General features: G+C 63.1%; 11 protein-coding genes. 9 read left to right on the forward strand and 2 right to left on the reverse strand.

Annotation, left to right across the window (positions count from 1 at the left end):
* Nucleotides 1-56 precede the first annotated feature (56 nt).
* The 4 genes from JM946_RS14755 to JM946_RS14770 all read left to right on the forward strand — a co-directional run bounded on the left by JM946_RS14755 (nucleotide 57) and on the right by JM946_RS14770 (nucleotide 5,319).
* A complete protein-coding gene (locus tag JM946_RS14755; RefSeq protein WP_203168060.1) occupies nucleotides 57-758 on the forward strand; it encodes a GntR family transcriptional regulator in 702 nt (233 codons plus the stop codon).
* A 131-nt stretch (nucleotides 759-889) separates the two neighbouring features.
* Nucleotides 890-2,527 (forward strand): amidohydrolase family protein, encoded by a 1,638-nt coding sequence (locus JM946_RS14760; protein WP_203168061.1) that lies wholly within the window; start codon nucleotides 890-892, stop codon nucleotides 2,525-2,527.
* A 23-nt stretch (nucleotides 2,528-2,550) separates the two neighbouring features.
* Nucleotides 2,551-4,341 (forward strand): DUF885 domain-containing protein, encoded by a 1,791-nt coding sequence (locus JM946_RS14765; protein ID WP_203168062.1) that lies wholly within the window; start codon nucleotides 2,551-2,553, stop codon nucleotides 4,339-4,341.
* 42 nt (nucleotides 4,342-4,383) lie between these two features.
* Nucleotides 4,384-5,319 carry a proline racemase family protein gene (locus JM946_RS14770; RefSeq protein WP_218042874.1) on the forward strand — a complete coding sequence of 312 codons (936 nt, stop codon included), beginning with the start codon at nucleotides 4,384-4,386 and terminating at the stop codon, nucleotides 5,317-5,319.
* Here JM946_RS14770 and JM946_RS14775 read toward each other — a convergent pair.
* Complete coding sequence (locus JM946_RS14775) at nucleotides 5,316-6,566, reverse strand: NAD(P)/FAD-dependent oxidoreductase (protein WP_203168063.1); 1,251 nt, start codon at nucleotides 6,564-6,566, stop codon at nucleotides 5,316-5,318. The genes JM946_RS14770 and JM946_RS14775 overlap by 4 nt on opposite strands.
* Nucleotides 6,567-6,640: 74 nt before the next feature.
* Here JM946_RS14775 and JM946_RS14780 point away from each other — a divergent pair, with 74 nt between their 5' ends.
* Nucleotides 6,641-7,546: a dihydrodipicolinate synthase family protein gene (locus tag JM946_RS14780; protein ID WP_203168064.1), complete on the forward strand. Its 906-nt coding sequence runs from the start codon at nucleotides 6,641-6,643 to the stop codon at nucleotides 7,544-7,546.
* Nucleotides 7,547-7,608: 62 nt separating this feature from the next.
* Nucleotides 7,609-9,030: an amino acid permease gene (locus tag JM946_RS14785; protein WP_407700558.1), complete on the forward strand. Its 1,422-nt coding sequence runs from the start codon at nucleotides 7,609-7,611 to the stop codon at nucleotides 9,028-9,030.
* Between the two features lie 9 nt (nucleotides 9,031-9,039).
* Here JM946_RS14785 and JM946_RS14790 read toward each other — a convergent pair whose 3' ends face one another.
* On the reverse strand, nucleotides 9,040-9,429 hold the full coding sequence (locus tag JM946_RS14790) for a DUF3617 domain-containing protein (RefSeq protein WP_218042876.1): 390 nt from the start codon (nucleotides 9,427-9,429) through the stop codon (nucleotides 9,040-9,042).
* A 189-nt stretch (nucleotides 9,430-9,618) separates the two neighbouring features.
* Here JM946_RS14790 and JM946_RS14795 point away from each other — a divergent pair, with 189 nt between their 5' ends.
* The 3 genes from JM946_RS14795 to JM946_RS14805 are packed head-to-tail and all read left to right on the forward strand — an operon-like array spanning nucleotide 9,619 to nucleotide 12,751.
* Complete coding sequence (locus JM946_RS14795) at nucleotides 9,619-10,428, forward strand: isochorismatase family protein (RefSeq protein WP_203168066.1); 810 nt, start codon at nucleotides 9,619-9,621, stop codon at nucleotides 10,426-10,428.
* 17 nt (nucleotides 10,429-10,445) lie between these two features.
* Nucleotides 10,446-11,717 (forward strand): nicotinate phosphoribosyltransferase, encoded by a 1,272-nt coding sequence (gene pncB / locus JM946_RS14800; RefSeq protein WP_203168067.1) that lies wholly within the window; start codon nucleotides 10,446-10,448, stop codon nucleotides 11,715-11,717.
* Between the two features lie 11 nt (nucleotides 11,718-11,728).
* Nucleotides 11,729-12,751 (forward strand): NUDIX domain-containing protein, encoded by a 1,023-nt coding sequence (locus JM946_RS14805; protein ID WP_203168068.1) that lies wholly within the window; start codon nucleotides 11,729-11,731, stop codon nucleotides 12,749-12,751.
* Nucleotides 12,752-12,754: the final 3 nt, after the last annotated feature.

Consider the following 12,754-nt stretch of genomic DNA (forward strand, 5'->3'; position numbering starts at 1 on the left):
GCCGTTCCGGCGAGCCAAGCTTGCATCCCATGAGTCGTTCTCCCGAGTCGTCGTTCATGAGTTCACCGCCACTCGAGATTCGGAATCTGTCCGATCGTCTGGTCGAGGTCGTTCGCGACTTCATTCTGTCCGGCGCCATCGCGTCGGACTTGCCCATCCGGCAGGACGCGCTCGCTGCGGAGCTGCGCGTCAGCAAAATCCCGTTGCGGGAGGCGCTGGCGCGGCTCGAGCAGGATGGGCTGGTGATCTCGCATCCCAATCGAGGCTTTTTCGTCCGGCCGATGTCGCCGGACGAGGCTGAAGAAATCTATGCGCTGCGTTTGAAACTGGAACCGGACGCGGCGGCGCGTGCCTGTGTGCTCGCCACCGACGCCGATCGCGAGCGCGCCAAGCAGGCGCTGACGTTGTTCGATATCGATGCGGCCGCTCAGAAGCCCACCGTCGGTGCGCTGAATCGTGCCTTTCACCTGGCGTTGGTGCAGCCGGGCGGACAGCAGATCACTACGAATACCGTGGCCCGGTTGCACGTGCTCGCCGATCGTTATGTGCGCAAGCACCTCGAGCCCAAGGGCAGGTTCGTCGCGGCGGAAGCCGAACATCACGAGATCCTCGACGCCTGGCTCGCCAAGCGCGACGCTCGTGTGCGCAAGCTCATCACCGAACATCTCGAACATACCCTTCGCGACCTGCGCTCGGCGCTGCGCCCTTCGAGCGAAGTGCGTGTCGCGCCGGTTCGCAAGAAAGTCTCGCGGAAATAGCGCTGCGTTCGCCGGCCAGAGCAATACCCGCACTCTCGCCAAGGGTGCGGCTTGCAAGGAAAGCTAAATCGGTTGACTTGTACCCCGTAGAGGATAGTATTTCGTATACGATAACTCCCAGGGGATCGAGGATGGCGAGAAGCAGGGCGCTGGCACTCACGACTCTTGCTGCAATCGTCGGCTGGAGCTGCCAGGCCGGCATTGCGGCCGAGTCGGGCAAGCCACCGGTTGCGGATCCCATCCCGGCTCGCACGCAAGGCATCGGTCCGCACAAGCGCATCGTTCTGCGCAACGTCACCATCGTCAACGGCACCGGCGCGCCAGCGCAGGGTCCATACGACATCGTGATCGCCAACGATCGGATCGGCGAGCTGAAAGCGATCGGCGCGCCGGGCGCTATCGATGAGAAGCAGCGCGCGGCAGCCGGCGACCACGAGATGGACCTGACTGGTTACTACGTGCTGCCCGGCTTCGTGGATACGCACACACACCTGCACAGCCTGGGCGACAAACAGCATGTGCCATCCGACTACGTCCTCAAGCTCTGGCTCAGCCACGGCGTGACATCCGTGCGGGATGTGGGCAGCGATCGGCCGATCGAATGGCTGGTGGACATCAAGCAACGCAGCGCGCGCAACGAGATCGTCGCTCCGCGAATCGACGTGTATCCGATGTTTCATCAGATCCTGCCAACTCCGCCGAACGACGCGAACACCGCACGCCACGCCATCCGCGAAGCCAAGCGTCGCCGCGCCGACGGAATCAAGTTCATCAACGGTGAGCAGGACGTGCTGTTCGCGGCTCTGGATGAAGCGGAGAAGGTGGGCTTGCGCACGACCATGCATCACGCCCAACAAGTGGTCGCCTACGCCAACGTGCTCGACACCTCGGCGCTCGGGCTGGACTCGATGGAACATTGGTACGGCCTGCCCGAAGCCATGTTCACCGATCGCTCGGTGCAGGACTGGCCCGTCGACTACGTGAACACCGACGAGCAGATGCGCTTCGGGGAAGCCGGCCGGTTATGGCGGCAGTCCGCGGCGCCGGGCTCGGAATCCTGGAACAAAGTGATGGATCGGCTGCTGGAACGAAAGTTCGTGCTCAGCCCGACCTTCACCGCTTATCTCACCAGCCGCGATTTCATGCGCATGAGCCGGGCTTCCTGGCACGACGAATACACCATGCCCGCATTGTGGGATTGGTATCGACCCAGCCGCGTCAATCACGGTTCGTACTGGTTCGACTGGACCACCGAGCATGAAGTCGCCTGGCGCGAGAACTATCGGCTGTGGATGCGCTTCGTGAACGAATACAAGAACCGGGGCGGCACCGTCACGGTCGGCAGCGACAGCGGCTACATCTATAACCTGTACGGCTTCGGTTATATCCAGGAGATGGAGCTGCTGCGCGAGGCCGGCTTCAGCTCGCTCGAGGTCATCCATGCCGCGACCGAAGCCGGCGCGAAAGCGCTCGGTCGCGACGACACAGTTGGCACCATCCGCGTGGGCCGCAAAGCCGACCTGGTCATCGTCAAGGGCAACCCGGTCGCGAACCTGAAACTGCTGTTCGGCACCGGCACCCTGCGCCTGAACGACGAGGCCGGGCAGGTGGAACGCATCGGTGGCATCGATTACGTCGTCAAGGACGGCATCGTCTACGACGCCCGTAAGCTGCGCGCCGAAGTTCGGGACATGGTCCTGCGCGCAAAAGCCGAAAGAAACATTGGCCCCGGCCCGATGAAGATCGAAACCGTGGACCACTCTCACTGACCGAGTATCGAAGGAGATTGCGCATGCGTCGGCTCCGAAACATTGCGGTGACCCTGCTGCTGTTTGCGCCTGTGTGGGCGAACGTTGCGATCGCCCAGCAGGCGAGCGGTCCCGGAGCGAGCGCGGACGCGCGACTGCAGGCGCTGTACAACGCGGAGTGGGAGTGGCGGCTGAAGGAGATGGCGCGCGAGCCTGGTGACCCGAAGCGCGGGGCGACCGCGGATCATCTCCCGAAAGTCGACGCCACCAGCGAGCAGGCCAGGCTGCAGTATTGGACCAGGACGCTGCAACAGCTCGGCCAGATCCCGTTCGACCAGCTCTCGCCGGAAGAGAAGATCAACGCCGGCGTGTTCCGCACCATTCTTCAAGACGAGATCACCGACATCCGCTTCAGGAACTATGAAGCGCCGTTCAACGCCGACACGTTCTTCTGGACCAGTTTCACCCCGCGCGAAGGATTTCAGACGGCTGACGAGTATCGGCGCTACCTCGGCCGCATTGCCGATGTGCCGCGCTATTTCGATGAGAACATCGCCAACATGCGCGCCGGACTGAAGCGCGGCTTTTCCGTGCCGAAGGTTTCGGTCACGGGGCGCGATCGCACCATCGAACCCTATCTGAAGGCGGACGATACAAATCCATTGTACGGACCGTTCAAGATGATGCCGGTGTCGATCGCGCCGGAGGAGCAGGCGAAACTGCAGGCCGAGGCGCGCCAGGTGATCGCCGAGAAAGCGGTTCCCGCCTATAGCAAGCTGCTCGACTTCATCCGCAAGGAATATCTGGTGAAGGCGCGCACCACGCTGGCCGCCTCGAAGCTGCCGGACGGCCCGAAGTACTACCAGGCCATGATCGAGAAGCACACGACCCTGAAGCTCACGGCGCCGCAGATTCACGAGATCGGATTGAGCGAAGTCGCGCGCATCAAGGCTGAGATGGAAACGACCATGCGGCGGACCGGGTTCACCGGAACCTTGCCGGAGTTCATGACCTTCCTGCGCACCGATCCCCAGTTCTACGCCAAGACACCGCGCGAGTTGTTGCAGACGGCCGCGTACATCGTGAAAAAGGCCGACCTGAAGCTGAAAGACACGATCGGTACGCTGCCGCGCTTCCGTCACGGCATCCTGCCGGTGCCCGACGCGCTCGCGCCCATCTACACCGGCGGGCGAGGCGGGCTGGAAAGCTGCCTGTTCAATACATACAACTTGCCGGCGCGTCCGCTCTACACGTTGCCGGCGCTCGCGTTGCATGAATGCACTCCGGGTCACAGCTTCCAGGCGGCGCTTGCTTTGGAAGGACCGGAGCGGCCGGCGTTCCGCAACGAAGTTTATTTCTCCGGTTACGGCGAGGGCTGGGGTCTGTACACGGAGTGGCTCGGCCGCGTGATGGGCATTTACGAGACGCCGTACGAGGAGTTCGGCCAGCTCGTGTACGAGATGTGGCGCGCTGCTCGTCTGGTGGTCGACACCGGCATCCATCACTACGGTTGGAGCCGTGAGCAGGCCCTGGCCTACATGAGAGACAATGTCGCGTTGTCGGAGCACGAGATCACCACCGAAGTCGATCGCTACATCGCTTGGCCGGGCCAGGCGGTCGCCTACAAGCTCGGCGAGTTGCAGATTCGTCGTCATCGCAAGGAAGCGGAGCAGGCGCTCGGGCCGAAGTTCGATCAGCGCAAGTTCCACGACGCGATCCTGGCCATCGGCGCGGTGCCGCTACCGGTGCTGGAGCAGCGTATGGCACAGTTCATTGCCGACGGCGGCGAGAATCCGCCGCCACCGGCGGACGAACGAAATTTCTCGGCGCCATGACGCAAGCAGGGATGGCGGCTGTCAGGATGTTTGAACACCTTCATGCGTAGCATTCGAGTATTGGATTCCCACACGGGCGGCGAGCCCACGCGTCTGGTCATGAAGGGCGGCCCCGACCTCGGGGACGGGCCACTCGACCAACGGCTGCAACGATTCAAAGGCAGCTTCGATGCCTTTCGCTCCGCCATCGTGAACGAGCCGCGCGGCAGCGACACGGTCGTCGGCGCTCTGCTGTGTAAGCCGCATCGTGAGGACTGCGACTTCGGTGTGCTGTACTTCAACAACGTCGGCTATCTCGGCATGTGCGGTCACGGGACCATCGGCGTGGTCGTGTCGTTGGCGCACGCGGGCATGTTGAAGCCAGGTGAAATCAAGATCGACACACCGGTGGGCGCGGTCCACGCCAGGTTGCTTGCCGATGGCTCGGTCACCATCGCGAACGTGCCTAGTTTCCGCAAGGCGCGCGCTGTGAGCGTCGATGTTCCAGGCTTGGGTCGCGTGACGGGCGACGTCGCATGGGGCGGCAACTGGTTCTATCTGATGGAGTGGGCGTCGGCGCCGATCGAATTGCGGCATGTGGAGCAGCTCACCGATGTTTCCTGGCGAGTCAGACAGGCCGTCAACGCGCAGGGCTTCCCCGAAGTCGACCATGTCGAGTTGATGACGCCCTCGCACTCACATTCGGAGAAGCGTGGCCGCAACTTCGTGCTGTGCCCGGGCCGCGCTTACGATCGCTCCCCGTGCGGCACGGGCACCAGTGCAAAGCTCGCTTGCCTCGCGGCCGACGGTCATCTGCAGGAAGGCGAGGAGTGGACGCAGGAAAGCGTGCTCGGCAGCGTATTCACCGCAAGCTATCGCTGGCTCGATCGCGCCGCCGGAACCATCGCGCCCGAAATCACCGGCACCGCGTTCGTCACGGCGGAGGCGAAGCTGCTGCTCGATCCCGCCGACCCGTTCTGCTGGGGAATTCGTTCCTAGGCGGCGGAGAAGCGCCCGATGTCGAATGGCCGCAGGTCGACCGTGGGCAGCTGATTCCAGATCAGCTGCCCCACCAGCTCGGCGGTGATGGCAGCGAGCGTCAAACCGAGATGCTGGTGACCGAATGCGTACAGGATGTTCGGGGCGTCGGCGACGCGGCCGATCGCGGGCAGGTAATCGGGCAACGTGGGTCGGGCGCCCATCCATTCAACGGTCCCTGACTCGGGCTGCGGCTCGCAGGGCAAGCCGAGCTCGGCGATGTGATTCCGCAGGCGGTCCCATTTGCGTCGGTCAGGCGGCGCGTCCACGTTACCGAACTCGACAAAGCTCGCCGCGCGCAGGCCCGACTCGAAACGAGTGACGATCATGGAGCGGTCCTCGAACACGAGCGGCGGCAGATCGGGCCAGCGATGGTTGGGCATCTGCAGGTGATAGCCGCGCTCGGCGATCAGCGGCACGCAATCGGCAAAGGGTTCGAGCAGTGCGCGCGATCGAACGCCCGCAGTGATGAGCACGAGATCGGCGGACAAACGTTTGCCATCCTCCAGCAACACGGCAGTGCCGGAGCCGCCATGTTCGATGGCGCGAGCCGCGCCTTGCACGAGTTCCACGCCGTGTTCGCGCAGCGATGCGCTGAGCAGGGCATTCAATTTGGGAAGGTCGGCGATTTGACCTGTGTTCTCGAAGCGGATGCCTCCGCTCAAGGGACGCTTGATGAGTTGCGCCACTTCGCGCAGCTCGGCTTGATCACATTCGTGAAAACGCGCGGTGCCAACATCAACGGAACGCCAGGAAGCGAGGCCGGCCGCAGCGGTGGCGGGCGATTCCCAGACCACGATGTGACCTTGTTCCAGCAGCACGCCCGGTGCGCCCAAGCTCGCAGCCAGCGTGCGCCAGGCGGGCATGGCCGCTGCAAGCAGGGAACGCAGAGCTGCGCGCCCTCGCTGCACGTGAGCCGCGGACGAAAATTTCGTCATGCGTAGCGCGAACGGCAGCCATCGACCGATCTGGCTCAATGGCAATCCGAGCGCGCCCCCGGCGCTGAACAAGCGGCGGGGCGCGGAGCGGATCGTGGCCCAGGAGGCAAGCGGCTCGACCTGCTCGATGGCAATATGTCCGGCGTTGCCCCACGAGGCCGCCCGGAGCAGGTCCGAAGGATCGACCAGCGTGACCTGAAGATCTCCTGCGCGCAGGCGCAAAGCCGTGCTCGAGCCGATAATGCCGCCGCCGATGACAATGATCCGCATGCAACCTCTGTTGGATCTTGAGCGATTAGTAGATAATATACGATATACGTAACCTGCTCGACCACGAGGCAATCATGATCCCCACCTGGCAAGGCGTTTATCCGGCGGCAACCACTCAATTCAAGCCGGATCTGTCGATCGACGTTGCGGACACTCAGCGCGTGGTGGATCACCTCATCAAGGATGGCGTGCACGGCATCATCGCCATGGGCACGGTGGGTGAGAACAACTCGCTGGACGGCGATGAAAAGCGCACGCTGCTGCGCGCGGTGGTCGAAGCGGTCGCAGGCCGGGTGCCGGTGGTGACTGGCGTGTCCGAGTTCGATACGCGTCGTGCGGTGGCATACGCCAAGGACGCGCAGCGCGCTGGCGCCGACGGCCTGATGGTATTGCCGGCCATGGTGTATGTGCCCACCGAAGAAGAGTTGATCTTTCACTTCCGCACGGTCGCCGAAGCCACCGACCTGCCGATCATGTTGTACAACAACCCGCCGGCCTATCGGGTGAACATCACCAGCGGCGTGTTGCAGGCCTTGAGCGATGTAAAAAACATTGTCGCCATCAAGGAATCGGCGCCCGATCCGCGCCGGTTCACCGATCTGATCAATGCGTTCGGCGACCGCTTCAAGCTGCTGGCGGGCCTGGACGACGTCGCCTTCGAAGGCCTCGTGCTGGGCGCGGTGGGCTGGGTATCGGGCCTGACGAATGCGTTCCCGCAGGAATCGATTCAGCTGGTGGAGGCTCTGCGTCGCAACGATCTGAACCGCGCGCGCGCCATCTATCGCTGGTTCATGCCGCTGCTGCACCTGGATGCCGAGCACGATCTGGTGCAATCGATCAAACTCGCCGAGCAGATCATGGGGCGCGGCTCGGAACGCGTGCGTCCGCCTCGCTTGCCGCTGTCCGGCGCGCGGCGTAAAGCGGTCACAGCCCTGGTGGAGCAGGCCGCAGCAACACGCCCGAGCATGCAAGCCTCATAGCCCTGAACCGGCGCCAAGTTGCCGCAATCGTCACAACCGGACTTAAGGGGAAGAGCTTGGGCATATTCGGTTCGCGTAAACCGCTGCAATCCGGGGCGGTCGCCGAGGAAGGCACGCGCTTGGCCAAGACGCTGAGCTGGCCGCACCTGATCGCCCTGGGCGTCGGTGCGATCGTGGGGACGGGCATCTACACGTTGACCGGCGTCGGCGCAGACCGCGCCGGTCCCGCGGTGATCGTGGCCTTTGCCATCGCCGGAGCAGTCTGTGCATGCGCCGCTCTGGCCTACGCCGAAGTGGCCACGCTCATGCCGACGGCGGGCGGCGCCTACACCTATACTTACATAGCCATCGGCGAGCGGCTCGCATGGATCGTGGGATGGAGCTTGATCCTCGAATATTCGCTCGCTTGTAGCACTGTTGCGGTCGGATGGTCGGCCTACCTCGTGGGCTGGTTGCAAAGCGCAGGCATCGAGTTGCCAGCCGCCCTATTGAATGGACCTCATGCGGGCGGCATCGTGAACTTGCCCGCCGTGCTCGTCGCCCTGGTGATTGCAGGCATGCTCATCATGGGCACGCGCGAGAGCGCGACGTTCAACATCCTGCTGGTGGTGATCAAGCTCACGGCGCTGGCGTGCTTCGTCGCGCTCGCGCTGCCGGCATTCAACGGTGAGAACCTGCAACCGTTCATGCCTTATGGATTCACCAGTCATGTCGAGGGCGGCGAGGTCCGAGGCGTGATGGCGGCAGCGGCCATCGTGTTCTTCGCGTTCTATGGTTTCGATGCGGTCGCCACCTCGGCGGAGGAGGCTAAGAATCCGGGCCGCGATCTGAAGATCGGCATCATCGGCTCGATGGCCGTGTGCACCTTGATCTACATGCTGGTGGCGATCTCCGCGGTCGCTTCGGTCAACCATACCGAATTGGCCGCGTCCGCCGAGCCGCTGGCCTATGTGTTGCGCACGTTGAATCATCCGTTCGCCGCCTGGGCCATCGGGCTGGCGGCGTTGATCGCGTTGCCTTCGGTGATTCTGGTGATGATGTATGGCCAGAGCCGTATCTTCTTCGTGATGGCCCGCGATGGTCTGCTGCCGCGGCGCCTGAGCGCAGTGTCTTCGCGTACTGGTACGCCGGTGCTGATCACTGCGGTCACTGGCGTTTTCGTGGCCGCCGCGGCGGGCTTGTTCCGGCTCGATGAAATCGCTGAGCTCGCGAACGCGGGCACCTTGCTCGCTTTCGTGACCACTGCGGCGTCGATGATGGTGCTGCGTCGTACTGCACCCGAGCTGCCGCGCGTGTTTCGTTGTCCCGCGCCCATGCTGATCGGTACGCTGGCCATCCTTGGCTGCGCCTATCTGTTCTTCAGCCTGCCGGCGTTGACCATCCAGCGGTTCCTGTTGTGGAACGCCATCGGCTTCGCGATCTATCTGGCGCTGCAAGCATTTCGGCAGAACCGAGTGGCAGCCGCATCCGATGCCGGTGGCTGACGGGCTCGCTCACTGGGAGGGGCACGTGCCGATGAGCCTGCCGGTGAGGCGTTGAGAGAACGTCATGTTCTTGCCGCCGAGTGTTACATCGAGCGTGCCGCGGATGTGGCGGTCGCCGATTTGCCAGGTTGCTGTGCCGGTGGTGCCCGACGAGTTCTCACACAGCAGGACGTAGGCGATGGTTGCTTCGTCGGTGATTTGCTCGTGTAACTTGCAGCCTGCGAGTGGAGGCTGCTGAAGAACAGGGAAGGCCGCTGCGAGATCCTCGCGGGTCAGGCATCGCTGCGTACGTGAGACGGCGTAGCGCAGATTCTCTTCCAGGTGAGGCATGCTCGTTGCGACAGTGACGTCGTAGAGCCGCGCCGGACCGCTCGTGTCGGAAACTAGCGGTCGCGGCAAGGCGGCGAGAGCCAGCAGAAAACACCAGCGCCACATCGTCAGCAAAGCCTCCGAGCCGGACTCGTAAAACCTGCGCGATCCTGTTTATACCCCGAGTCGCAGCCCCGGTACCCTCCGGTTGTTGCGGAACTCGGCGGTCGGGCTGTCCACCAACGGTGTTAAGGTTTGACATCGGTTGGAGCAGCGATCATGCACACACTTCTGATCATCGATCCCCAGAACGACTTCTGCGAACCCCGGGGAACCCTGTTCGTGCCCGGCGCGGGCGAGGACATGCAGCGGTTGGCGAGTTTCGTCCGATCCGCCCGCGGAGGGCTAAAGGAGGTGGTGATTACGCTGGACTCCCACCCCAGCATCGCCATCGAGCGTCCGACGTTCTGGAAGCGCGGCGACGGTCAGCCGGTCGCTCCTTTCACGCAGATCACTCATGCGCAGGTGGCGGCCGGCGACTACACCCCCATCGATGCCTCGTTGCGGCCGCAAGTTTTGAGCTATCTGCAGACCTTGGAGGCGCAGGGCCGGTATAAATTGATGGTCTGGCCCGTGCACTGTGTGATCGGCGCATGGGGTCACAATATCCATGGCGCCGTGCTCGAGGCCGTCGGCGAGTGGGAGTTTCAGGTGCAGCGTGGAGCTTTCAAGGTGCTCAAAGGTCAAAATCCGCTGACGGAGCAGTACAGCGCGGTGCGCGCCGAGGTGCCCTTGCCTGACGATCCGCGCACACAGACCAATCATCAGCTGATCGAGAAGTGCCGGCCGGGCGCAGGGCTGTTGCTGGTGGCGGGCGAGGCCGCGAGCCACTGTGTGGCCGCGACCCTCGATCACTTGTTCGAAGAATTCACCGCTGACGAGATCGAGCGTGTGGTGCTGCTCGAGGATTGCATGAGCCCGGTCTCCGGCTTCGAAGCGCACGCCGCGGCCTGCTATGAGCGGACGCTGGCGCGCGGCGCCAGGAGGTCGAGCAGCGCTCAGGCCCTCACCGAAATGTTCCGACCATAAGCCCTGGCGGGTCTCCCATGTTCACCCCCATCATTCACTCGCTGCTCGATACCGATCTTTACAAGCTGACCATGCTGTCGCCGATACTGCATCGGTTTCCGGCCAATCAGGCGGTTTACAGCTTCGTCTGCCGCAATACCCCGCAGTATGCGCTGGCAAGCCTGCAAGCAGACGTCGAGGCGCAGCTCGACCATCTGTGCACGCTCAACTACACCGAAGAAGAGCTCGAGTACCTCGCGACCAAGTCGTACTTCAAGAGCGACTTCATCGATTTCCTGCGCATCTTTCATTTCCAGCGGCGTTACATCACCGTCAGCACCGAGGGCGACACGCTCAAGATCGTGGCGCGAGGCCCGCAGATCCACGTGATGGGCTTCGAAATTTTCGTGCTCTCGATCGTGAACGAACTGTACTTTCGCCGCTTCAACTCACCGGAGACCATCGAAGAGGGGCGTAAGCGGCTCGCCGAGAAGATTCGCATTCTGCGCGAGTTCCGTTCACAGCCGCCGGTCGCACGGGTCTCGCCGCCCAACCTGTTGCAGTTCGCGAACGGCACCAGCGCGCCGATCGAGGCGGCCGGCGTGCGAGCGGTCAAGCATCCGTTTCAGTTCTTCGACTTTGGCACGCGGCGTCGATTCTCACGCGAATGGCACGAGGAAATGGTCACGACGTTTGCTCGCGAAGTGCCGCAGTACTTCAAAGGCACCTCGAACGTGCATCTCGCCAGGAAGTACGGCTTGACCGCCATGGGCACCATGGCTCACGAGTATCTGCAAACCTTCCAGGCCGTGGGAGTGCAGTTGAGGAATTTCCAGAAGGAAGCGCTGGAAGCCTGGGTCCAGGAATATCGCGGCGACCTCGGCGTGGCATTGACCGACGTGGTCGGCATGGACGCCTTCATCTCCGACTTCGACCTCTACTTCGCCAAGCTGTTCGACGGTCTGCGCCACGATTCCGGCGATCCGGTCGTGTGGGGCGAAAAAGCGCTGGCGCACTACCAGCGGTTGCGCATCGATCCCCACACCAAACGTCTGGTGTTCTCCGACGGGCTCAATATTCCCAAGGCGCTGGCGCTCTATGAATATTTCGCCGACCGGGTGCAGTGTGGCTTCGGCATCGGCACCGACCTGTCCAACGACATGGGCGTGCCGGCGCTGAACATCGTCATGAAACTTACCGAGTGCAACGGCCAGCCGGTCGCCAAGCTCTCCGACACGCCGGGCAAGACGTTGTGCTCGGATGAGACGTTTCTTGCCTATCTGCGTCAGGTCTTCAAACGCGCTGCATGAGCAGGTGATCCATGAACCCCAACGTCGCCGTCATCATTGGCCGATTCCAGATCCTGCAGCGGGGACATGGCACGCTGTTGAAGGCGGCGCTCGCTCTCGCGCCTCGCGTGCTCATCGTGATCGGCTCTGCGTTTCGAGCGCGCGATGCTCAGAATCCTTTTACCTGGGAGGAGCGCAAACAGCAGTTCGAAGCGGTGCTGAGTAAAGAGCACAGGGAGCGCGTCGAGTTCCTGCCGGTGCGCGACTATTACGACGATCAACGCTGGGGCGACGCGGTGCGTGCGGGCCTGGAGCGCTTTGCGGGTCGCGGCGCTCGAGTGACCCTGGTGGGATTCAAGAAGGATCGCACGTCGGGTTATCTCGATGCCTTCCCGGGCTGGACCGTGCATGAGGTCGAGCCGCAGTTCGACATCAACGCGAGCGATCTGCGTCGTGTGTACTTCGAAAGCACCAGCTTGTCGGCGGCGCTGACGGTCATCGGCAACTACGTCGAGCCTGGCGTGCGTGACTACCTGGAAGCCTGGGCGCAGCTGCCTGCCTATCGCCAATGCCAGGCGGAGCATCGTGCGGTCGCCGAGTATCGCGAGAAGTACACGGCGCCATTTTATTTGACGGCGGATTCGGTCGTGACGACGCAGGATCATGTGCTGTTGATCAAGCGCGGCGGCACTATCGGTCACGGCTTGTGGGCGCTGCCCGGCGGATTCGTCGATGCCTGGGAACGTTTCTACCCGGCAGCGGTTCGCGAGCTGGCGGAGGAGACGGGTTACAAACCCCATCCTGCGCAGCTGCGCGCTGCGCTGAAAGCGTCGGCCGTATTCGATCATCCCGCCCGCTCTGCTCGCGGACGGATCATCACCAATGCATTTCATTTCGATCTCAAGGATGCGGAGTTCCCGGATGTGCAGGGGGCGGATGACGCGAAGCTCGCGCAGTGGGTGCCGATCGCACAGCTGCCGTCGCTCGAACCGCAACTGTTCGAAGATCACGCCTGCATCCTCGATCACTTCCTCGGGCTCTATCCCGCACCATGATCG

This window comes from Steroidobacter gossypii, from assembly GCF_016801985.1.
Classification (GTDB): Bacteria; Pseudomonadota; Gammaproteobacteria; order Steroidobacterales; family Steroidobacteraceae; genus Steroidobacter; species Steroidobacter gossypii.

What these genes read in the sequence shown, in the direction of transcription:
- JM946_RS14755 (WP_203168060.1), top strand. Translation starts at nt 57, where the DNA reads ATGAGTTCACCGCCACTCGAGATTCGGAATCTGTCCGATCGTCTGGTC.
- JM946_RS14760 (WP_203168061.1), top strand. Translation starts at nt 890, where the DNA reads ATGGCGAGAAGCAGGGCGCTGGCACTCACGACTCTTGCTGCAATCGTC.
- JM946_RS14765 (WP_203168062.1), top strand. Translation starts at nt 2,551, where the DNA reads ATGCGTCGGCTCCGAAACATTGCGGTGACCCTGCTGCTGTTTGCGCCT.
- JM946_RS14770 (WP_218042874.1), top strand. Translation starts at nt 4,384, where the DNA reads ATGCGTAGCATTCGAGTATTGGATTCCCACACGGGCGGCGAGCCCACG.
- JM946_RS14775 (WP_203168063.1), bottom strand. Translation starts at nt 6,566, where the DNA reads ATGCGGATCATTGTCATCGGCGGCGGCATTATCGGCTCGAGCACGGCT.
- JM946_RS14780 (WP_203168064.1), top strand. Translation starts at nt 6,641, where the DNA reads ATGATCCCCACCTGGCAAGGCGTTTATCCGGCGGCAACCACTCAATTC.
- JM946_RS14795 (WP_203168066.1), top strand. Translation starts at nt 9,619, where the DNA reads ATGCACACACTTCTGATCATCGATCCCCAGAACGACTTCTGCGAACCC.
- pncB (WP_203168067.1), top strand. Translation starts at nt 10,446, where the DNA reads ATGTTCACCCCCATCATTCACTCGCTGCTCGATACCGATCTTTACAAG.
- JM946_RS14805 (WP_203168068.1), top strand. Translation starts at nt 11,729, where the DNA reads ATGAACCCCAACGTCGCCGTCATCATTGGCCGATTCCAGATCCTGCAG.